24 protein-coding genes are annotated in these 18,558 nt (G+C 51.1%); 4 read left to right on the top strand and 20 right to left on the bottom strand.

Going from position 1 to position 18,558, the window contains the following annotated elements; translation table 11 throughout:
• Window positions 1-77 precede the first annotated feature (77 nt).
• Window positions 78-1,241: a plasmid-partitioning protein SopA gene (sopA, locus tag NMC31_RS22570; protein ID WP_253899147.1), complete on the top strand. Its 1,164-nt coding sequence runs from the start codon at window positions 78-80 to the stop codon at window positions 1,239-1,241.
• 2 nt (window positions 1,242-1,243) lie between these two features.
• Window positions 1,244-2,266, top strand: a complete 1,023-nt coding sequence (locus tag NMC31_RS22565; protein ID WP_253899146.1) for a ParB/RepB/Spo0J family plasmid partition protein — start codon at window positions 1,244-1,246, stop codon at window positions 2,264-2,266.
• Window positions 2,267-2,320: 54 nt separating this feature from the next.
• Here the strand turns inward: NMC31_RS22565 and NMC31_RS22560 are convergent, their stop codons facing one another.
• The 9 genes from NMC31_RS22560 to NMC31_RS22520 form a co-directional block, all read right to left on the bottom strand.
• Window positions 2,321-3,355 carry a contractile injection system protein, VgrG/Pvc8 family gene (locus NMC31_RS22560; RefSeq protein WP_253899145.1) on the bottom strand — a complete coding sequence of 345 codons (1,035 nt, stop codon included), beginning with the start codon at window positions 3,353-3,355 and terminating at the stop codon, window positions 2,321-2,323.
• Window positions 3,346-3,561, bottom strand: a complete 216-nt coding sequence (locus NMC31_RS22555; RefSeq protein ID WP_253899144.1) for a tail protein X — start codon at window positions 3,559-3,561, stop codon at window positions 3,346-3,348. Before NMC31_RS22555 ends, NMC31_RS22560 begins: the two co-directional genes overlap by 10 nt.
• Window positions 3,561-4,055: a phage tail protein gene (locus NMC31_RS22550; RefSeq protein ID WP_151218847.1), complete on the bottom strand. Its 495-nt coding sequence runs from the start codon at window positions 4,053-4,055 to the stop codon at window positions 3,561-3,563. The genes NMC31_RS22555 and NMC31_RS22550 overlap by 1 nt, the downstream gene beginning before the upstream one ends.
• A complete protein-coding gene (locus tag NMC31_RS22545; protein ID WP_253899143.1) occupies window positions 4,055-7,072 on the bottom strand; it encodes a phage tail tape measure protein in 3,018 nt (1,005 codons plus the stop codon). The genes NMC31_RS22550 and NMC31_RS22545 overlap by 1 nt, the downstream gene beginning before the upstream one ends.
• A 111-nt stretch (window positions 7,073-7,183) precedes the next feature.
• Window positions 7,184-7,810, bottom strand: coding sequence for a hypothetical protein (locus NMC31_RS22540; protein WP_253899142.1), 627 nt, complete (start codon window positions 7,808-7,810; stop codon window positions 7,184-7,186).
• Between the two features lie 62 nt (window positions 7,811-7,872).
• Entirely contained in the window at window positions 7,873-8,379 is a 507-nt protein-coding gene (locus NMC31_RS22535; RefSeq protein WP_063617411.1) for a phage major tail tube protein, read from the bottom strand.
• Window positions 8,379-9,818, bottom strand: a complete 1,440-nt coding sequence (locus NMC31_RS22530) for a phage tail sheath protein (protein ID WP_253899141.1) — start codon at window positions 9,816-9,818, stop codon at window positions 8,379-8,381. Before NMC31_RS22530 ends, NMC31_RS22535 begins: the two co-directional genes overlap by 1 nt.
• Entirely contained in the window at window positions 9,805-9,993 is a 189-nt protein-coding gene (locus NMC31_RS22525) for a hypothetical protein (protein WP_253899140.1), read from the bottom strand. Before NMC31_RS22525 ends, NMC31_RS22530 begins: the two co-directional genes overlap by 14 nt.
• Before the next feature lie 54 nt (window positions 9,994-10,047).
• The gene (locus NMC31_RS22520) at window positions 10,048-10,605 is read right to left on the bottom strand and encodes a recombinase family protein (RefSeq protein WP_151218842.1); all 558 of its coding nucleotides are present in this window, start codon (window positions 10,603-10,605) and stop codon (window positions 10,048-10,050) included.
• Between the two features lie 131 nt (window positions 10,606-10,736).
• Here NMC31_RS22520 and NMC31_RS26335 point away from each other — a divergent pair, with 131 nt between their 5' ends.
• Complete coding sequence (locus NMC31_RS26335) at window positions 10,737-11,045, top strand: gp53-like domain-containing protein (protein WP_436651025.1); 309 nt, start codon at window positions 10,737-10,739, stop codon at window positions 11,043-11,045.
• Window positions 11,042-11,467 (top strand): tail fiber assembly protein, encoded by a 426-nt coding sequence (locus NMC31_RS22510; protein ID WP_253899139.1) that lies wholly within the window; start codon window positions 11,042-11,044, stop codon window positions 11,465-11,467. Before NMC31_RS26335 ends, NMC31_RS22510 begins: the two co-directional genes overlap by 4 nt.
• Here the strand turns inward: NMC31_RS22510 and NMC31_RS22505 are convergent.
• The 11 genes from NMC31_RS22505 to NMC31_RS22455 form a co-directional block, all read right to left on the bottom strand.
• Window positions 11,439-11,864: a tail fiber assembly protein gene (locus NMC31_RS22505; protein WP_253899138.1), complete on the bottom strand. Its 426-nt coding sequence runs from the start codon at window positions 11,862-11,864 to the stop codon at window positions 11,439-11,441. The two genes, NMC31_RS22510 and NMC31_RS22505, sit on opposite strands and share 29 nt — an antisense overlap.
• An 18-nt stretch (window positions 11,865-11,882) precedes the next feature.
• Window positions 11,883-13,187, bottom strand: a complete 1,305-nt coding sequence (locus NMC31_RS22500) for a phage tail protein (protein ID WP_253899137.1) — start codon at window positions 13,185-13,187, stop codon at window positions 11,883-11,885.
• Window position 13,188: 1 nt separating this feature from the next.
• Window positions 13,189-13,797, bottom strand: a complete 609-nt coding sequence (locus NMC31_RS22495) for a phage tail protein I (protein ID WP_253899136.1) — start codon at window positions 13,795-13,797, stop codon at window positions 13,189-13,191.
• Window positions 13,790-14,794 carry a baseplate J/gp47 family protein gene (locus tag NMC31_RS22490; protein WP_253899135.1) on the bottom strand — a complete coding sequence of 335 codons (1,005 nt, stop codon included), beginning with the start codon at window positions 14,792-14,794 and terminating at the stop codon, window positions 13,790-13,792. Before NMC31_RS22490 ends, NMC31_RS22495 begins: the two co-directional genes overlap by 8 nt.
• The gene (locus NMC31_RS22485; RefSeq protein WP_063617405.1) at window positions 14,787-15,125 is read right to left on the bottom strand and encodes a GPW/gp25 family protein; all 339 of its coding nucleotides are present in this window, start codon (window positions 15,123-15,125) and stop codon (window positions 14,787-14,789) included. The genes NMC31_RS22490 and NMC31_RS22485 overlap by 8 nt, the downstream gene beginning before the upstream one ends.
• Complete coding sequence (locus NMC31_RS22480; RefSeq protein ID WP_253899134.1) at window positions 15,126-15,716, bottom strand: hypothetical protein; 591 nt, start codon at window positions 15,714-15,716, stop codon at window positions 15,126-15,128.
• A complete protein-coding gene (locus tag NMC31_RS22475) occupies window positions 15,716-16,264 on the bottom strand; it encodes a hypothetical protein (protein ID WP_151218832.1) in 549 nt (182 codons plus the stop codon). Before NMC31_RS22475 ends, NMC31_RS22480 begins: the two co-directional genes overlap by 1 nt.
• Window positions 16,264-16,878 carry a hypothetical protein gene (locus NMC31_RS22470; RefSeq protein ID WP_253899133.1) on the bottom strand — a complete coding sequence of 205 codons (615 nt, stop codon included), beginning with the start codon at window positions 16,876-16,878 and terminating at the stop codon, window positions 16,264-16,266. Before NMC31_RS22470 ends, NMC31_RS22475 begins: the two co-directional genes overlap by 1 nt.
• Entirely contained in the window at window positions 16,875-17,267 is a 393-nt protein-coding gene (locus NMC31_RS22465) for a hypothetical protein (RefSeq protein ID WP_253899132.1), read from the bottom strand. Before NMC31_RS22465 ends, NMC31_RS22470 begins: the two co-directional genes overlap by 4 nt.
• 2 nt (window positions 17,268-17,269) lie before the next feature.
• Entirely contained in the window at window positions 17,270-17,704 is a 435-nt protein-coding gene (gpFI, locus tag NMC31_RS22460; RefSeq protein WP_253899131.1) for a DNA-packaging protein FI, read from the bottom strand.
• Window positions 17,705-17,775: 71 nt separating this feature from the next.
• On the bottom strand, window positions 17,776-18,558 hold a 783-nt coding region (locus tag NMC31_RS22455; protein WP_253899130.1), incomplete at its 5' end, for a major capsid protein.

Below are 18,558 nucleotides of genomic sequence, written 5' to 3'. Positions count from 1 at the left end.
TTTATGTTGCTTTGCTTAAAAAACGTGAAGTAGGATGAATAACACAAAGATTAAGGACCTTTTGAGAGGGGAATAGGATGTCGTTAATTAATTTACTGCATGACTGCATCAATCGCGGCCAAGAAATGACCCGCGCTATAGCCATCGCACAGTTCGGCGATGACAGCCCGGAAGCTCGTCGTATCACTCGCCGCTGGGGCATTACTGAAGTAGCTGACCTGATAGGCGTAACACCGCAGGCCATCAGGGATGCGGAGAAAGCTGGTCGCCTACCTGCTCCCGATTTTGAGATGCGCGGTCGAGTGGAACGTCGCGCCGGCTATACGATTGACCAAATTAGCAATATGCGGAGCGTTTTTGGCAACCCAAACCAGCGACCAGACGATAAAAACCCGGTCGTTCTGGCCGTAATGTCGCATAAAGGAGGGGTTTACAAAACCTCATCTGCAGTACACCAAGCGCAATGGTTAGCCCTACAGGGACACCGCGTCCTGCTGGTGGAGGGGAATGACCCGCAAGGGACTGCCTCTATGTATCACGGTTACGTTCCTGACTTACACATTCACGCAGACGATACCCTGCTTCCGTTTTACCTCGGTAAACGCGACAACGCCGAGTATGCGATAAAACCAACATGCTGGCCGGGTCTCGACATAATCCCCAGCTGCCTGGCCCTTCACCGCATTGAAACAGATCTGATGCAGTACCATTCCCAGGGGAAGCTGCCTCATCCCCCGCACCTGATGCTGCGTGCCGCTATCGAGTCTGTATGGGATAACTACGACATTATCGTCATAGACAGCGCCCCGAACCTCGGTACGGGAACGATTAACGTTGTCTGTGCCGCTGACGTCATCGTTGTCGCTACCCCTGCAGAGCTGTTCGACTATGCCTCTGTACTCCAGTTCTTCACTATGCTGCTGGACCTGCTTGAAACCGTCGATTTGGGTGGCTTCGAACCTGTAGTCCGGTTGCTCCTGACTAAATACAGCCTGACAACTGGCAACCAGTCTCGATGGATGGAAGAGCAAATACGGAATACCTGGGGAGCGATGGTGTTGCGGCAGGTTGTACGGGTAACTGATGAAGTAGGCAAAGGGCAGATAAAAATGCGTACCGTCTTTGAGCAAGCGGCAAATCAAAGGTCGACGCTTAATGCCTGGCGAAATGCGGTGGCCATATGGGAGCCTGTCTGCAAAGAAATTTTCGAAGACCTGATCAAACCACGTTGGGAGGACTAATTATGAAGCAGCGCTCTATTTTAAAAAATGCGCCCAACATCGAAACGCTAATGAGCAACACCCATCATGCTCCGCAAAAAGCGCAGTCTGTTTCGCCTATGGTTGGTGACTTACAGAGTAAATTGAGTTCGTTGTCCGGGAACACTATTACGCTGCCTGTTTGCGGTCGTAACGTAGCCTTTAAGCTGGAAACCATTCCTGCTGATAAGGTCGAGATGGCCACAATGGTTTGGCTCGGTAACGAGCGCGATCAGGAATTGCTGAACGAATCAGCGCTGGCTGACCTTATCCCGTCATTCCTCACTTCAGGGCAGCAGAACCCCGCGATCGCCAGGAGAACAGCAGGGATAATAGAGGTTGCCGATGGCTCTCGCCGCCGCAAAACAGCCATCATCACTGGTAGTGACTATCGAGTCCTCGTCGGTGAACTTGATGATGAGCAAATGCAGTGGTTGTCGCAGATAGGCAACGACTATCGCCCGACCAGTGCGTATGAGCGCGGGAAAAGGTACTTACGCCGCCTAAAAGAATTTGATGGCAATGTTAAAGCCCTGGCTGAAGCAGAAGGTATCGACCGAAATATCGTGAATCGCTGCATGAATACTGCCGGCTTGCCGAAGGAGATCTTGTCTATCTTCAAACATCCGGGTGAATTATCAGCCCGCGCCGGCGATGCTTTATCCAAAATCTATCAGGGTCACGAGCAGACTATGCTCGACGGTGCGCGGCAGCTGCTTCGCATGAAGCAAGCAGGTGAGGATTTTGAACCAGCACGGATTATTCAGGCGCTACAGGACTTTATTCTTGTCGATAAAACAGAAGTACCCAAGACTGAGAAAGCATATGGCGACGGCGTTACCGCTAAATACAAAGGTAATTTTGTCACCTTAAAATTAGATAACCGCAAGATTCCCTCTAATTTAATGAAAAAAATAGAGGCGCTGCTTGAATCCGAGCTGGGTGCAGCAGAACAGGTCAATCTTGACCTCGACAAGCTGGAAAGCATAATCAAAAATAAAAAATAGCCATAAAAAAAAGGCCCCCGCTTACGCAGGGGCCTCGCTCGATACAACACTACTCTACTTCTTTGTCTTCGCCTTTGATGCTACCGGCTCACTCGCCGTAATGGTCATCCTATACCCCTCACTGCGCGTACAACGCGCCTCTACGCGGTCGATGCTTATCGTCCCTCTCATTCCATCCGGGAAAGAGTTGTCCATCTTTATCAGCCCTTCAGCCGCGATGTATGGATCACCAGGAACATCAAGACGAATTTTTTTTGACTGCCGCTTAACCTTTCTGGATTTCCCTTTCATACAGGCTTCTGCGTGTTCCTTGCTCGCGTAGGTATGAGGTAACTTTTTATAGGGCGGAGACCCCGATGTGACTGACTTAACCTCCCCTGTTTTCTCATCGGTATAACTGGCGATAACACCACCTGACTTTTGCTTACCGGGCATATCAACAGAGCACTGGATAAAATCCCTGCATCCTGGCTCATTAACCGGTGGGCAACGCAGTTGGATGATCGGCAGAGTTTTCCCTGTGATGCTGGCTGACTCACCACGGTATGACAGGACATAAAAGCTATTCACCGGTTTGGCCATCGCGTCATGCTCTTCAGCCAGCCGGTTAATGAAGGCCGAGTCTGTCTCGTTGGTCTGGTCAACGTGCGAATATTTAAAACCGCCTAACCGACTGTCCATCCGTGGTGTCAGATTATGCCGTTTCGCTATTTTCTGGAAAATTTCGCCCAGAGTGGTATTGTCCCACGACGCCGAACGGCGCTCCCGGAACCCTGTCGGGTCCGTTTTTTCAAACGGTGCAGCAGTGGCCGTGATCGTGATGACCCTGGGGTAAAGCTGCGGTTTTATCGTCGTTATACGAAATCTTCCGATTTTTACGACGCCCGTCTCTTTATACCCTTCATACCAGACCAGGTCTCCGCCTTCCTCCGGGATGCCTTTCAGGTCTGTAACATCAACCGTCAGTATCAGCCTGTCAGTTTCTTTCCCGCTGCTGACATCTATGCGCTCAAACTGCGTCATCCGGGCATTAATAATATCCGCACCAGGTCCCTCGCAGTAATGAACAGGGGTGTAACCTAACTCCATATCGTCACCTGCTCGTCAACTTCAGTTGTCGTGGTATCAGTAATTTCGGGAAGTTCGATCACAACGCCAGCTGGCAATACTCGCCCGTAACTGTGTAAATGAGGATTCAGATCATAAATCTGTTGTTCGACCTCATCATCATCACGACCCAGCTTTACCCACGCGATAAACTGCACCGTATCGCGATCACGGCTCCTCACTCGCATTATTTGCTCCCACTCGTCCCGGAACTGGTCGATGTGCTGGCTTTCTTACCAGCGCTCTTCTGCTCGATGGGTTTATTGGCAAACTCCAGCAGATTGATAGTGACAACCTGTTTCATCGTCTTCCCTTCCTGATGCATCCAGGTTTCATCCGTGGAAAACCCGCGAATGGTAAATTGCCCCATATTGGTTCCATCCCCACGAACCAGGCTTAACGGTTTGTTTTGCTCCATCAAATGGAGCAGTTTGCCAATATTTTTTGTCCCTTCATCCTTGAACCATGAGCAGTTGAACCTGATTTCGTCCAGTTTCCGCCCAGTTTGCTGCTGTAGGGGGAGTTCATTCAGCAGGTCGATAGTGACCCATCCGCCGTCAAACGTCCGCGCCATTGACTCAATAGGGGAGTTTTCTGGCAGGCTGAAAACAAAATCGCCCAACACAAATTGTGTGGGCGACAGTTCAAGAGGCTGGCTGATATATTGGTTGAATAATCCCACTAATCACTCCTCTGTCCATTCAGTGATGCATTCAGTCGAGCATCAACGCCTCCGACCGATGCCAACGCAGCCGCATTAGCTTTATTCAGCACATCCTGAAGCATGGCCTTTATTTTCTCCGCAAGAGCATTATCCTGGGCAGGATCGCCCGATGCCTTAACATCAAACCTGGCTTCAATCTTGTTATGAATAGCTACATTGGGAACTGGTGGTGGTTGTTGAGCCTTAACCGCCGCATCGATAACCGGGGTGATATCCTTCGGCGCTGTCTTTACCAAATCCTTTGGTTTTACCGGCGCAATTTTCTCGGCGGTTGCTGCTGCAGGTGCTGGTTTGCCACTATCGCCACCAAACCAGCCTTTAACCTCGCCAAAGGCTTTTCCTACCCAGGGACCGACGCTTTCTCCAATCGACGCACCCAGCGAACTGCCGGCAATACCGCCCAGCGCTCCACCAATGGCCGTCCCGATGCCTGGCAGAATGGCAGTACCAATCATTGCGCCAAGCGCCGCGCCGCCGAGACCACCACCGGTATCACCAATAGCCTGCCCCATCTGGGCCGCGTTCCCGCCCTGAGCATAGGTATCAGCGATATTCAAACCGCCCGACAGCAGTTGCAGAGGCATAAACGCTTTACCTAATAAACGACCACCGACACCCTTGCTGAAGGGGGCCATCACGGCAGCGCCAGTCTGCAAAGTGTCGACCACCCCTTCAGCTTTCGGCAAGACGCTACTGACGCCGGCACGATTTCCCGGCAGCGTATCAACAGCCCCTTCGGTTTTCGGTAAAACATCCCCTGTTCCGGCACGACCGGCCGGAGCATCATCTTCAGCGCCAAACGCATCAAAAGAGGGGAGCAACATCATCGCCGCAGCAGCTGCTGCGCCATACCGGCCACGACCTTTCAGACGCGGCCAGCGTCGGCCATTCGGCTTACCTGGTCTGGTTCGGGGTTTTGCCTCTCCGGGTTCTCCGCCGCCCAATCCGCCAAAACCGCCAGAACCAGGTGGGCCTCCTCTGCCACCCCGCCCCATAGACATTAATTGCCTGTTCAAACGGGCAAGGGCCGACGTCGCGCGACTCGCCGCTGCGGCGGTTTTATCTGTCGTGATGCCCAGCTTCACACCACCGATACGGCCAAGCTGTTTAACATCACTAACCAGAGAGCCAATACCCTTGATGGCCATCACGCCAGCTTTCAGTGCAATCAGCCCTGCTCCAACTTTGAGCGTCCAGCCAAAGGCGGTTTTTGCGGTTGATGACGTTTCGAGAAGATTGCTTAGACCATTAGCGAAATCGGTGATTGGCGGAGCTAACTCATCAACTACAGGGAGCAACAAAGTACCTAAAGCAACCGTCGCCCTTTCAGTGGCTGACTGTATCCTTTTTAGCTGTTGAGCGCGGGTTTGCGCTTTCTGCTGATACTCTTGCTCCATAGAGTTGGCATACTTTGTTTTATCGTTAGCAATATCCATTGCTTTATTCAGCAATTCCATATTGCCCGCGAGTTTTGCCACTGAACCAGCGACTTCCTCACCAAAAATAGAACTGATTAATGCCTTTTGCTGGTCAGGTCGTTGCTTATTAATAACGGTCAGGACTTTTTTCAATGTGCCAACGGCATCACGTTGCATGTCCTTTGCTAATACTTCCGGGTCGAAACCCAGCATATCGAGCGCTGTGCGCTGGCTTTTAGATGCAGAAAAACCAGAAGTTAACCGGCCAGTAATATTTTTCAGAGCCGTTGAGCCAGTCTCTTCCGTGTCGCCTGACGCAATCAGAGCCGATGCCAATCCTACAACCTGTTTACGATCAAAGCCGGCAAGTTCAGCGTTCGCACCCTGCCTCCTCATGACGCCGGCAACAACCATCGCCTTAGCGTTCATGGAGTTACTTTGGGCGTTGATAACATCCGCCAGCTCCATCATCTGATCCTGATTGAGCTTCAATGAAGTGCGGAGCGTAGCCATCGTATCACCGGCAGTCTTGGCGTCAGAATCGAACGCCACCGCCATTTTAGCCGCGTCAACAGAGAATCTTTCCAGCTGTTTAGTATCGACATTACCGTCTTTATCGTTAGCAACCCCCGCCTGGCCAGCTGCTGCAACAATCTCGGTCATATCCGTCTGACCCATCCCTAGCTCTACCGCCTTAGCCTGAATCCGGTGCTGAAAATCAACATCCTCCTTCTTGTCCTTAAAGTTCACAACTTTCTGAACGTCTGCCCACGCCCATTCATAATCAACCGCTTTCTTGGCCGCATAAACTAATGGCGCAGCTGCGGCGGCGGTTCCCAACACCTGCCCTTTAATATCGCTTCGCGTCTGCTGATTCTTAGCCATCTGATCGCGAGCGCTGTTCACCGTTTTTATACGGGCTTCCTGCCGCTGCAGAGAACGAGTGACCTTATCGGCATCGGCGGCTAATTTCGCCTGCGCCTGCCCCAGCTTATTGGTATCAACGCCAGCCTTATCAAGAGCGCTACCCAACGATTTAACGCGGTTTTGCTCTCTCTCTGCTGCTGACGTCAGGGAGTTCATCTCTCGCGTGGCCGCATTACTTTCACGCCGGGTTGCGGCGACTTCCGCTGTCGCTTTTTTCAGTGACGGCTGCAACTGATCCAGCGTTTGCTTCGCCTGGAGATACGCGACCTGCTGCTCTTTCGTCAGACGCCCATTTTTAACCAGCTCCATATCCAGCTGGCGTATGGCTTCTTCTGCTGCCGCAATCCCCCGCTGATAACGACGCTGCTCGGACTGTGCTGCTTTCAGCGCACTGCCTGCCGCATCGACACGCTGGCGGTTTACCGTCAGCTTTTGATTGGTTTCGTTCAGCGCCTTATTGGTCTCGGCGTAGGCCGATACATCACTTTGGGTGCGCTGAATTTTACCCAGCGCATCACTGGCGCTGCCGGCTGTTTTACGCAGCCGGTCCAGCGTTTTATCCGACTTTTCAAAAACGGCGGATAACTGATCCTTAGCGCTGAGTAGTACCGATATTTTTTTATCTGCCACTACCGGCTCCTAACTTTTTGATGACCAGCTGATAACGAGCTAACGCCCTCGGCACCGTCCATGACAAAATTTCATGCTCTGTCGCGTGATAAACGAGGGGGAGAACATCGGTTAGTCGGTCGACGTCTGCTTCTGAAAGAATGCCGACCCTTCCGTCAAAAAATCGCTCAGTTTCCCCATCAGATAGTTGAAATCAGGCATGTGGAACTGGTCGATAATGTCGGTATGCAACCCGGTACACTGCGCTGAAATAGCCATGCCGCGCTTATGCTCGTCTTTTTCATTTCGCAATTTTCGTGTCAGGCCAACGGTCGGAGGATTAAGCCGGTAACTTTTTATTTCGCCGGCGATTTCATCCGTGACCGGAACCAGTAATTCCGGCTCTTCTAACGAAATGGTCGGTTCTTTATCGCGTTTACCAGCCTGGCGGTGACGCGCAAAATCTTCTTTAAGCAAATCTTCGCTGGTATTGAATGCCAGCTTTCTGACTTCGTCTTTGAGAGAGTTGTAATCCGGTGTTGAAAGCATGGAGATGTCTGTTTCAGACAGTCCCGTCATGAGCATCGCCAAATCGAACATGTAGTCCATTTGAGCGATGCCTTCCGGGTCACGCTCCAGATCATATTTCTGACCAACTTCCCGCGTTAGCTTCGCCGGAGCGGTATGAACAACGATTTCTTTCAGCTCGCCTTTATCGGTTTTAATCGGGTTTAAAAGGGGGATCGTGCGGCTATACATAGAATCTCCAGATATAAAAAAACCCCGCTATATGCGGGGTTCATCAAAACGTAAGGATGGAATTAATACAGGCCAACCATAGAGCGGAATTCAGCAAGAATATCTTCAGTACCGAGGTTCATCACGCTACCGTTGGTGGCAACTTCCCAGACGATAACCCCGTTGATGGTTTTCTTTTTCCACGAAGGTGAAAACGAGATAACCGTCTGGGCCAGCTCACCCATTTTGGTGTTGCTGTCCTCAATTTTACTGGCTTCCCCGATCCACTCCGATACAACCGTATATTTGTTGCCATCTTCATCGCGGTACGCTTCTTCGACCGTTACCGCTGCCGTTCTGCCAGTAGTCAGGCCATACACGGCCAGAACCTCTGACGTCGCGCCGGTGATAGTCAAACTGGCGCTCATTGCTTCAATACCGGTGTTGACTTCACGTTCGATGAACGAGCCGCCACGGGTCTTTTCCATCACCTTCGCCGGGGCTGGATCGGATACATCTTCAAGCGTCAGCATCAGGGGAATACCCTGTACAGTTGCACGACGCGCCATGCGAGTTAAAACGCCACCCATTACAGAATTTCCTCTAAGAATGATTCAACGATGCCAGTATCTTCGGCCAGGTGATAAACAACATGCTCGTTCGGCGAGTAACCGGCATAGTTGATCGCGATATGCCATTCACCGTTCGTGTATGTGTCTACCGTGTTGAGGGAAGGATGCAGATAAACCTTCGCGCCAATCAGCGCCTCTTCCGTCTGCAAGCCGGCAAGCCAGGTATTAATCTGGTTTACGCGCTGCTGCATGAACGTTTTGGTCAGGTTATACGCCATGCCCTGTTCCGTGGTGGCCAGCAGCTTACGGATAATCGCGTATTCAAGACCAACCTGAGAAACGAAGCGACCGCTGACGGTACGGTTCCCAATCAGCGAGTATCCGCCCAGCGAGGTGCGAGCAAAGTAGCTGACGCCGTTCGCGTTAAGAAGATCGCCGTTCGTGGTTTTATCAAGCAGGTTGTAGTCAATGTGTCGCTGCAGTCCCTCGATATTCACGGACATACGCCCTTTCCCCGGAGACTCCCACTGCTTAACGCGAGCGAAGCAGGTCAGCGCCTGAGCGCTGGCAGACCCGTACACATAGTCCTTCTCCGCGCGGCTGTAGACTTTCACCATCGGATCAACCAGGTAATAAGAGTCGTACCCGGTTCCGACCACCCCCATGCTATTTGACAGAGTAATAGCATCTTCGTCGTTCGTGCTGGGGCCATCGCCGACAGGAATCGCGAAAATCTTCGCGCCAAGCGCTGCCAGAGAGTCAGCAACTGCCTTTTGCGGAAAACCAGGACAACTGATATGAGTCAGAGCCTCTGGAGTACCTTTAAGCGCCTGCATCCCCGTTAATCGGCCCGTTTGAGGGTCAATACCGCCGATGATATTTGCGACCGTGGTCGCACCCGCCAAATCCTTACCGTGAATAGTGAGCACAGTTTCAGCAGGCAAATCTGCCGCTGTAATCGCCCCAGCTGTGATAGTCAGAACATCTTCGTTACTGACGTCATAGCTGACGATATTAGCCGTTTTACCACCAACGCTCACCGTCCAGCCGGTGGCATCAGTTACATCAACCGTCAGCGTACTATCCTTGAGCGTGATCGCCAGGGTTCCAGCCTCTGCATCTTCTGAAACGGAAACAATGACCCCCGTATAATCCTTATCTTCTGGAGCATCGTCCCCTTCTTCGACTACTACTGCATAACAAACGACATTGGCCAACTGCTGAATGGCATAGATCGCAGGATACAGAGTACCGGCTTCTGCCCCCGTGGGGTCCAGTTTTGCCAGCGCTGCAGGGTTGTTCACGCGAAAGGGCTTATTCAGAGGTACGCTGGCATGAACGTTCGGTGCCGTACCAACCAGCCCAAACACTGTTGCACCAATCGGCCCCATAGCAGCCGGCGCAGCCTGAAATTCGACGGATGCGCCGTTATGTACGAAATTCTCAATTTTTGGCACGGGATTCCCTTACTACTCGGTTTTTTTTGACGTCTGCAGATAACTTGATGTGGCCGTTCTGCAGCATAATTTTTGCCTGACGTTCCGACAGTTCCACCTCCGTTCCTGCTGGCAACCAATGGCCAGTCCCCGGATGTTCAACGCCGATAATGACTACGTATTTTTTCTTCTGCATATTTTCCTCTACATAAAAAAAGCGACTTCTCAGTCGCTTTTGGATATTCAGATTTTATTGGTGAAGCATCGCGGGGAATTTTCTATATAACGTTGAAATACCCACGTCATAAATAATTGAAATCTGCTGCCTTGATATTCCTTTATTTATTAACCTCCCCATCTGTTCCCATTGTTCTTCTGTAAATTTGGGGCGACGACCACCAATCCGCCCTTTTGCTCTGGCTACAGCCAAACCAGCGAGCGTTCGTTCACTATTGAGATCTGATTCATATTGTGCAGCGGACAGAATGTTACGAAAGTTATAGCGCCCGCTGGCTGTTTTTAAGTCCACACCATCAGTAATACTGCGGAAGTTGATACCCTTTTCCTGTAGTTGCTGAAACATCAGCAACGCATGCAGGACGTTGCGTCCTATCCTGTCCAGCTTCCAGACCACCAATTCATCACCTGGTTGCATAGTGGCGATCAGCCGCTTTAGAACCGGTCTGTTCGATTTCCGCCCGCTGGCATGCTCTTCCGCTATGTGCTCACACCCTGCTGATTCGAGAGCAAGACGCTGAAGTTCAGTATCCTGATGGTTCGTTGAAACGCGGGCATAACCGTAAATCATGGGTATTTCTCCTGTTGTAAAAACAGGAGAAACGGCGAAATATCGTCTGATTTTCAGGGGTTATAAAAAACGTTCAATTAAGAGAAGCTGCGAAAAGGGATGTAGGAACTGGCCCTAACCAAATACCGGATATGAGTGTATTCGCTTCCGGTGGTTCATCAAACGCAAGGTACACGAAACTCCCAGATGGAACAGTGATTCAGCGAGGTAAAGCATCGGTGCCGTATGGTGGAGCAACAATAACGTTACCGACCGCATTTCCGTCCTCAAACTATATTATTGTCGCCATGGATCTGGACGGTACAGTGGGGAGCGGAGGCTTGCTTGCTGGCTCCCCACTGACCCCTACAACGATGCATTTGCACGGAATTAACTGGAATAATGGAACGACTAATGACGGCTCCCCAGGGGCAATGTGCTGGATGGCGGTATCATTATGAATAAAATTTATTTCTCTCAAGACCCGGTCGGGTTTTATATCCAGAGCGTCTCCGAGGTTCCCTCCAATGCTATTGAAGTAAGTGCTGATATTTATAATGAGTTCGCTGGGGTGGCGTGGCCTGATGGAAAAGTGCTGAGCGCTGATGACTCTGGAAACCCTGCATGGGTGGATGCGCCGCCACTATCTAAAGACGAACTGATTTTTCAGGCGAAAGCCGAAAAACAACAGCAGATTGATGAAATCAACGCTTGGATAAACGGGCAACAATGGCCGTCTAAGTTAGCGCTGGGACGCCTTTCAGACGATGAAAAATTATTATTCAACAAATGGCTGGACTATCTGGACGCGTTGAACGCTGTGGACACATCCACCGCGCCAGATATTGAGTGGCCTACAGCGCCGGAGCAGTCGGCCAGTTGATGTTTGGCGCTGCATCGGTATCAACTGTTTGCAGCTCTTTGATATAAGCCAGCCAGCTAATCAGGCTGGCTTTGTCGTCCTCGCTGATGATTCCCAGCTGTAGTTCGGTTTGCCAGATACTGATCGCACCCTGGGCTTCTGCCAGCAACGCAGCTTTCCGCTGTGCTGCTGCTTCAGCTTCCTCCTCTGGCGTTAAGGGGGGAAGATAAACCCATATCGGGTATCCATCTTCTGCAACACCTCTCACTTTTCCTTCGGGTGGTGTTCCCGAATATTCCATAAATACATTATCGCTTACCTCGATTAAATCATCAGGGAGAGTCCCTGCTATGAGGTAGTCATTTTTCAACGCAACGGGATAAAAGGCGTTATTTTCTGGACTAAACCAATAATTCATATGTTTCTCGACTAATAGTTAGTAACCAATGGCGAAGACAAATCCATGTAAGTCTACGGTCGCAGCTGGATCTGATTTTATGGCTACCCCCCCAACTCGTACCGTTGCGGCAGTTTTGGAAGTTCCGTTCGCCGTTGCCGTTTCCACAAGGGTTTCGCCTGAGTCCATTGGGGTAGCATTTACAATCAGTGCTGCGTTAGGGAAAGATATGGGATAGTTAAATACAGTTACACCGTCGTATCCCTTGACTGCTGCTCCGCTATTCAAAGTTGCTGTGAGAGCCACTTTTCCCCATTGCAAAATGACAGACGCGCCTCCGAATATTGGGATTTTTAACCACCCGGAAGCACTCAATGAACCTGTAGCGGCGGCCAGCTTTGCCGCTTCCCCCAAACCAAGGTATGAGAGAAGCCCGGCGACATCCTTTCCGCTAAGGTTTGTCAGCGTGCTGTCCAACGGCTGCTTTCCGGCAAGCGCATTGGTCATTGTCGTGGCAAAATTAGGATCATTACCCAGTGCAGCAGCCAGTTCATTCAGCGTATCGAGCGCTGCCGGCGATGACGCAACAAGTGCAGCGATAGCTGATTTAACAAAAGCTGTCGTCGCAATTTGCGTGTTGTTCGTCGATTGTGCCGCCGTAGGCGCTGTCGGTGTCCCGGTCAGCCCAGGGCTGGCTAGCGGAGCTTTGAGCGCCAGTGCGGTGTTCAGTGCCGTCGCTATTGCTTGCACAAAAGCTGTGGTAGCGATCTGCGTAGTGTTATTACCTGCTGCGGGCGTTGGAGCCTTTGGTATGCCCGTGAGTGTAGGGCTATTTTTCGGCGCATACTGTGGATGAGGGTCCAATTTGGCTTCATGCGCAGCGATAGCTCTGTCAACGGTTTCGCGTGTAGCAAGAACGGTCGTCGGATCAACTTTCAACACTAATGCCGCAGTGTTCGTCACTACGATATCAGCCTGGATGACCAGTTCTCCCCCGCTGCCCTCGTCTTCAGTAGCCTTGTATGTTTCAGCCAGACTGCCAACGGCAAACAATATTCCAGTATCCGTATAAAGACCAAAACCACGGCAATAAAAACCGCCACGCTGCGATGGTATTACCAACTCAGCAATAACCATCTCGTCATTATCTTCGTCTTTTTCCAGCGAGTTTAATTCAGCGCGGTAAACTTCTGACGGTAATGACTCAAGTTTTTCATCTGGCAAAAAATTAACGGTATCATCAATTGCCATTTCGCTAAGATTAACATCCTGATTTAATAACAACGCATTTGCATAAAGGGCGCGCCCTTTAGTCGTTAATATTCCGTAATACTGCCTAGCCATATTATTCCACTCTTACTTTCAGGTATCTTATTTGGCGATTAGCGATGCCTGCTAAAGGACTAACAGATACGCTTAATGCCCCAGGTGAGTAATAAGGGACTCGGATTACCTGGCCGGTTCTTGTTGCTATACCAACACGGCCAGAAATAGATGCCTTACGGACCATCGTCAGAGAAACACTGTCCCGCTCCGCTTTATATGTGGATATGCGATCACCGACTCGTTTACTGGTTTTACCATCAAGCGGCTGATCACTAAGGCTGGCAACCACGCTGATTGAATACGGGCCACTTCTGGTGACACGGGCATCAAAACCCAGCGCTATAAGAGCCTGAGCTATACCATTCCGGGTACACGATCGGGACTGAATAATCAGGCCATTTGCTACCGTATTCCTGATCGCGTTCTCGGTATCCGTTGCCGCCCAATCCTGAACACCACGCTCTATCGCCAGCGACGGCAAAAACTGCTTAGGAGCCTGCATTGGAAACAGAAGGGTTCGAAACGGAGCCTCTGCTTCGATTGTGGCCATCGCATTATCCAGAATTTTCTCCAGAGCTGTTTGCAGGCCAGAACGGTTATCAGGCTGAAGGGAACGATCGTCAGTCATACTGAATCTCCAGCTCCACGCCAGTACAGTACGGCGCTTGTCTGTAACTGGCTTCCACCGATTCTGTAGGCTCCAGCAAATCGACTTTTACGACGCTTTGCGCTGACTGCAGCAGGTAATACAGGATGGAGATATCAATGCTTCCCTCAAGGCGCTGCGCGTTGCGGGTGTAGGTTTCTACTGTGGTCTTTATCGCATCAAGGTCAATCTGGCCATCCGGGGTGTTTTTTCCGTGCAGAACGGCTTTTACCTTGTACTCCAGTGGTTCCGCTGGGTAGGTCGTGATTTCATCACTTTCCAGCGCGACGTCATCCCTGTTCAGGTATTTCTCTGCTGTGGAGAGCAGCTCCTCGCTGGGGACTCCGTTTTCAGCTTCCCGCGATAATATCCATACACCGACCCTGCCTGTCTCCGGGGCTTCCATTCTTGGGCTGGCATCACGAACTCTCGCTGTCGGCGACGCTTCAGGGAACTTATACGTTACTGTGACCGTGCCGGCAGATGGTGACTCGATCGTCACTGTCGGCTTTTCTCCGAGCGTCATTGCATGGAACCGATACGCCGTGCGGCTCCCTGTGGTTGCGAACCCGTAGGGTGCCAGAAGTGCGCGGAAGCGCAGATCATCGTCACTTTCCATCACGTCTTCGATGGGAGGAAATGCGTTAGGATCGCCTTTCGTAATAACTTGCCGGGTAACACCCATTTCTGCCGTGCGGGCATCCAGATTGCTGTCTTTGGCCCATAAAACCAGTAATTGTTGCAGCTGCCAGTTAGCCCGCCTCTCGCGATTGGTAATAACCTGCGACATAGCCTGCAGCAACACAACCAGCATTTCAGCGTTATTTTCCAACGTTTCGGTAATCGCTTCGACGTCTGCAGGACGAAGTTTTTCAACCTCTGCAAGCAACGCCTCTTTCAATTCAGGCAAGCGGGCCGTTGCGCCGGTGACGGTCAGCGCATCAGGAACCGGCAGGCGATCAGTTAATGGGTTAAACATTTAGCGGCACACTCACTGTTGTCGTTTTCCCGTTAAACTTGCCCGTAAACTGCATTAAACAGCCCGTTTCCGTGGGCTGGATTGTTATTTTGCTGCAGTCGAAGTCCAGCATGCCGTTGACCGGCTCTTTCAGAGCCGAGAACGCCGCTGATTTCATTAAAAGGGCTGTAGTGGGATTTAAATTTGCGGAGAAATATTTGGGGACATCAGATCCGAAGTCTCTAACACGGTTTCGGGCACCCTTCGGAGTAGTCATGACTTGGGCCAGTCGGGATATCAGTTGCTCTGTATCGTCAATGGCCCGGCCCGTTCGTCGGTCCATTCCGAGCATTTAACCCCCTTGTTTCTGGTTCGGTTCTTTCGTCTGACCACCGCTATCGCCAGGGTGGTTATGGCCATCAAAGATTTCACGATCTGCAGACATCGTTCTGACTTTATCAGCCATCTCACCGTCTTTGTTTTTAACAAATTGAGTATCGACATAAGTCACACCGCCTGCGGCGTGGATTTCCATTGCGCCAGTGGTGAGATCGACTTTTGTATAGGCATTATCACCATATTTAGTCATGGTGATATTGGGGTCATTAGTGGGGTACGGAAATGCCCCCGACTCCACCCCGCAGAGTGCGATACTCGATCCAAAATCATCACCTGCGCCAAAATTCAGCACTATGGCAATTTCTCCTGGGGAAGGGCATCGATAGTCAGTAACCTTTCCCGCTGCCGGCACAAAAAACTGAATTGGAGGCGTTTTATTTTCACCGATAGCAACGACAATCCGCCGTCCCTCCACAACCGACTCCACTACACCTTTGGCGATAAGATTATTCCCCTGCCGCCTATTTTCTTCAGCAGCATCATGAAGTTCTGCAAGGGCCTCATGAATCGGAGCCAGGTGCATTCTCAGCAACCCTTCAAGCATCAGCCCTCCTCGCCCCGGTCAGGGGGAAATGGATGGTATTCACCAGGCTTATCAGGGTGTTTCGGGTTTACCGCCAGCCGGATGCCGGCGCGTTCTTCATCGGCATCAAAATAATCCGCGCCGAGATAGATATTCTGCTGCCATTGAACACCTCGTGCTTCAACACCATCCCAGCCAAACAAAAAGGATGTATCGCCATTCACCTGGATATCGGGCTGGCCACAGCATTCCGGCGAAATGCCCCAATTATTCAGGTCAACTATTCTCTCCACTTCATACGCCAGGTCTGTTGCAACCAACACTGCTCTGGGAAGCGATGACGGGACGACACAATGAGCCGTAATCATCTGAGTGTGGCAGTAACGTCCACTGGAGCTACGCCGACCAGGATGAGCATCTTCAAGCTGAATCAGCACCGTAGGCCCTTTAATTTCAGGTCTGTCTATATCGTCGTAGCCGGCAACCGGAATGCTATCAACCAGTTTCGCCCGTAAACCGGCTTCGAGCTGGTCATAAAACTGGCTGGCCGTTGCAATCATGATCCCCATTACCACCCTCCGATAGAATTAGCAGCCGATGACATTTGCCGGTCACTCCAGCCACTTTTCCACTCCTTCGATTTAACGCGGCCACGAAGATCAGTTTCAAAGTGTCGAAGGAAAATCTCAGGCATCGCAACAAACAGCTCATCCTCCAGTGCGACAATCATTTCATCGCTGATCGGCAATGTGAGACGATTAACTGGATTCCTGGCTGCGCCCTCGCGTTGCATAACCTTTTTTTTACCGTGGATTATCGCGACGAACGCCCGTTCATAGTACGTTCCACGTATCATCAATCCTCCGGGAGCACGTTTCGCACCGCCCCGGAACATCAACGGGTCCAGATTGTTTAAGCCGAACCAGAACTTCATTTCATCGGCCGTACTGCTTGGCTTCATATACGCCTGAATACGGCCTTTAAGCCGCTTCTGCAACCCTGCTTTTAATTTGAGGCGGTCGCGCATCATACGCGCCGCCAGCTGTTTGACCGTCGCCTCTGTACGCCGTAACGCGCGATGGTAGGCCAGTTTGATAACCCTGGCATCGAGATCAGAAAATAACGCCAGCACATTGTCGATTTGTTCATCGTCAATCTGCATATAGACCATGCTATTGCTCATTTCGTGAACCTCACACCATTGCCTGTCGGTAACTCACCGCCAGTAGGCATTGCCAGCACCATCGTTGTTGTTGTGGCATCAGGATACAGAACCTGGGCGATGGTCTTTACGCCGAACTTTGTCAAGACTGTTGCACCATGAATCAAATCACGATCCAGACGCGCCCCTAAAACTGTCAGGAGACCGTTTTCATACGCTGCATCAATATTCCGGGGGTTCGTACCGCTGTTGTTCCCTGTCGCCGGCTGCAGCTGCGTGTCATATATCGCCCTGATATCCAGTGTTGAGCCGTTTTTCAGTTGTAACTGATACGACCCCGACATTCTCTCCATTATGACCTGGTCAGCATGCTGCATAGCGCCATCGAAAAGGCTGTCGAAGTCGCTCATGGTTACACCTTTTTGACCAGCTTGCGTTTCTGTAGCTGGTTAAAGACTTCTTCTGGCAAACGGGCTGATTGGCCTTTTACCACTACGGCGATCTCGTCATCGTCGTCAGAAACCGCATTAACATGCAGAGTGGCTAAAGCTGTGAATCGGACCAGAGAGGACGTACCACTTTTATTACTGGATGGAACCGCTTCTGCCGGTTTTACGACTGTTTCTGCACCAGCGCCAGCCTGGCTTGCACCAGTATCACCGGTATTATTACCATCTTCAGTGTGATCCGAACCATGCTCGCCATCGTCTGCATCAAGGGCATCCAGCTCAGCCTGCCACTCAACGACTTTGCCTTTCAGCTCAGCGATCGTGCCTGTCGGAACATCGCGCCCCAGCTTCTCACCCAGCTCTGCCAGTTTTTTCAGTAAATCATCTTTCTCAGCCATAAAAACCTCAGAAGTAATGACCGGGACTAATGTCCCGGTTAATGGTTAAAGTACGCAGGGTTATCCCCTAATTAGCCCAGCTGGACAGAAACAAACTCGTTAGGATCAGGCAGAAGCATCAACGGAGCAGACTGAACCATCGTGAACTCCGCTGCCGGGTCTCCGGGTTCAATCCAGTTACGCGGGAAACGACTACCACGATCGATGCCAGCAGCCTGGGCCACTGCATCACGAATAGCACCGTAGGTGCGGATACCACGGGCGCTGCTGTTACCCAATACCATCGTGAACTCAGGAAGCGCTTTTTGCTTTACGCCATCAACCTGCATCTGGCCGTTATAAACCACGATGGCCACATCGCCGAAGTTACCCTTATAGCTGACGATTTTGCCCAGGTCTTTACAGGCTGTTTCCAGCTCAGAATTGGAACCACGGCGGGTATCAAGTTTGTCTTTCACCGCCTTAAAGGAACGGAACAATGCCCAGCCCTTCTGATCGAACACAATCAGGTCAATCACCCCGGATGCGTTTTCCGCATAGCGTTCGATATCGTCGGTAGGGTCAAACGTTTCTTTATCCTGCTGGCTCCACGCTGCTGCGCCTGCCTGAATGATGTTATTCTCCGGGTTGCGGAGCATATCGACTTCCACCGGCGCAAACTGATCCCCTTTCATGATGTATCGACCATGCAGAACGGCATCAATACACTGCTTCTCTTCCACCTGCTGGATAGCAAGCTCTTCATCCTGAAGGTTCTGCAGAATGAGGCGCTTACGGCGATAAGACGGGTCTTTCAGCGCACGAGGATCTTCATCCGGCAACGCTCGCGGAGTCATATCAATATTCACTTCATG

The sequence above is a fragment of the Pseudocitrobacter vendiensis genome (genome assembly GCF_943590815.1).
Classification (GTDB): domain Bacteria; phylum Pseudomonadota; class Gammaproteobacteria; order Enterobacterales; family Enterobacteriaceae; genus Pseudocitrobacter; species Pseudocitrobacter vendiensis.
This window is presented reverse-complemented; position numbering and strand designations above follow the sequence as displayed.

Bases quoted from the DNA above. Each gene is read 5' to 3' on its own strand.
- NMC31_RS22520 (WP_151218842.1), bottom strand. From the start codon at position 10,605: ATGATTTACGGTTATGCCCGCGTTTCAACGAACCATCAGGATACTGAA.
- NMC31_RS22565 (WP_253899146.1), top strand. From the start codon at position 1,244: ATGAAGCAGCGCTCTATTTTAAAAAATGCGCCCAACATCGAAACGCTA.
- NMC31_RS22465 (WP_253899132.1), bottom strand. From the start codon at position 17,267: ATGAGCGACTTCGACAGCCTTTTCGATGGCGCTATGCAGCATGCTGAC.
- NMC31_RS22560 (WP_253899145.1), bottom strand. From the start codon at position 3,355: ATGGAGTTAGGTTACACCCCTGTTCATTACTGCGAGGGACCTGGTGCG.
- NMC31_RS22480 (WP_253899134.1), bottom strand. From the start codon at position 15,716: ATGCTTGAAGGGTTGCTGAGAATGCACCTGGCTCCGATTCATGAGGCC.
- NMC31_RS22490 (WP_253899135.1), bottom strand. From the start codon at position 14,794: ATGTTTAACCCATTAACTGATCGCCTGCCGGTTCCTGATGCGCTGACC.
- NMC31_RS22535 (WP_063617411.1), bottom strand. From the start codon at position 8,379: ATGGGTGGCGTTTTAACTCGCATGGCGCGTCGTGCAACTGTACAGGGT.
- NMC31_RS22500 (WP_253899137.1), bottom strand. From the start codon at position 13,187: ATGGCTAGGCAGTATTACGGAATATTAACGACTAAAGGGCGCGCCCTT.
- NMC31_RS22470 (WP_253899133.1), bottom strand. From the start codon at position 16,878: ATGAGCAATAGCATGGTCTATATGCAGATTGACGATGAACAAATCGAC.
- NMC31_RS22540 (WP_253899142.1), bottom strand. From the start codon at position 7,810: ATGTATAGCCGCACGATCCCCCTTTTAAACCCGATTAAAACCGATAAA.
- gpFI (WP_253899131.1), bottom strand. From the start codon at position 17,704: ATGGCTGAGAAAGATGATTTACTGAAAAAACTGGCAGAGCTGGGTGAG.
- NMC31_RS22525 (WP_253899140.1), bottom strand. From the start codon at position 9,993: ATGCAGAAGAAAAAATACGTAGTCATTATCGGCGTTGAACATCCGGGG.
- NMC31_RS22495 (WP_253899136.1), bottom strand. From the start codon at position 13,797: ATGACTGACGATCGTTCCCTTCAGCCTGATAACCGTTCTGGCCTGCAA.
- NMC31_RS22555 (WP_253899144.1), bottom strand. From the start codon at position 3,561: ATGCGAGTGAGGAGCCGTGATCGCGATACGGTGCAGTTTATCGCGTGG.
- sopA (WP_253899147.1), top strand. From the start codon at position 78: ATGTCGTTAATTAATTTACTGCATGACTGCATCAATCGCGGCCAAGAA.
- NMC31_RS26335 (WP_436651025.1), top strand. From the start codon at position 10,737: ATGAGTGTATTCGCTTCCGGTGGTTCATCAAACGCAAGGTACACGAAA.
- NMC31_RS22485 (WP_063617405.1), bottom strand. From the start codon at position 15,125: ATGCTCGGAATGGACCGACGAACGGGCCGGGCCATTGACGATACAGAG.
- NMC31_RS22510 (WP_253899139.1), top strand. From the start codon at position 11,042: ATGAATAAAATTTATTTCTCTCAAGACCCGGTCGGGTTTTATATCCAG.
- NMC31_RS22475 (WP_151218832.1), bottom strand. From the start codon at position 16,264: ATGGGGATCATGATTGCAACGGCCAGCCAGTTTTATGACCAGCTCGAA.
- NMC31_RS22505 (WP_253899138.1), bottom strand. From the start codon at position 11,864: ATGAATTATTGGTTTAGTCCAGAAAATAACGCCTTTTATCCCGTTGCG.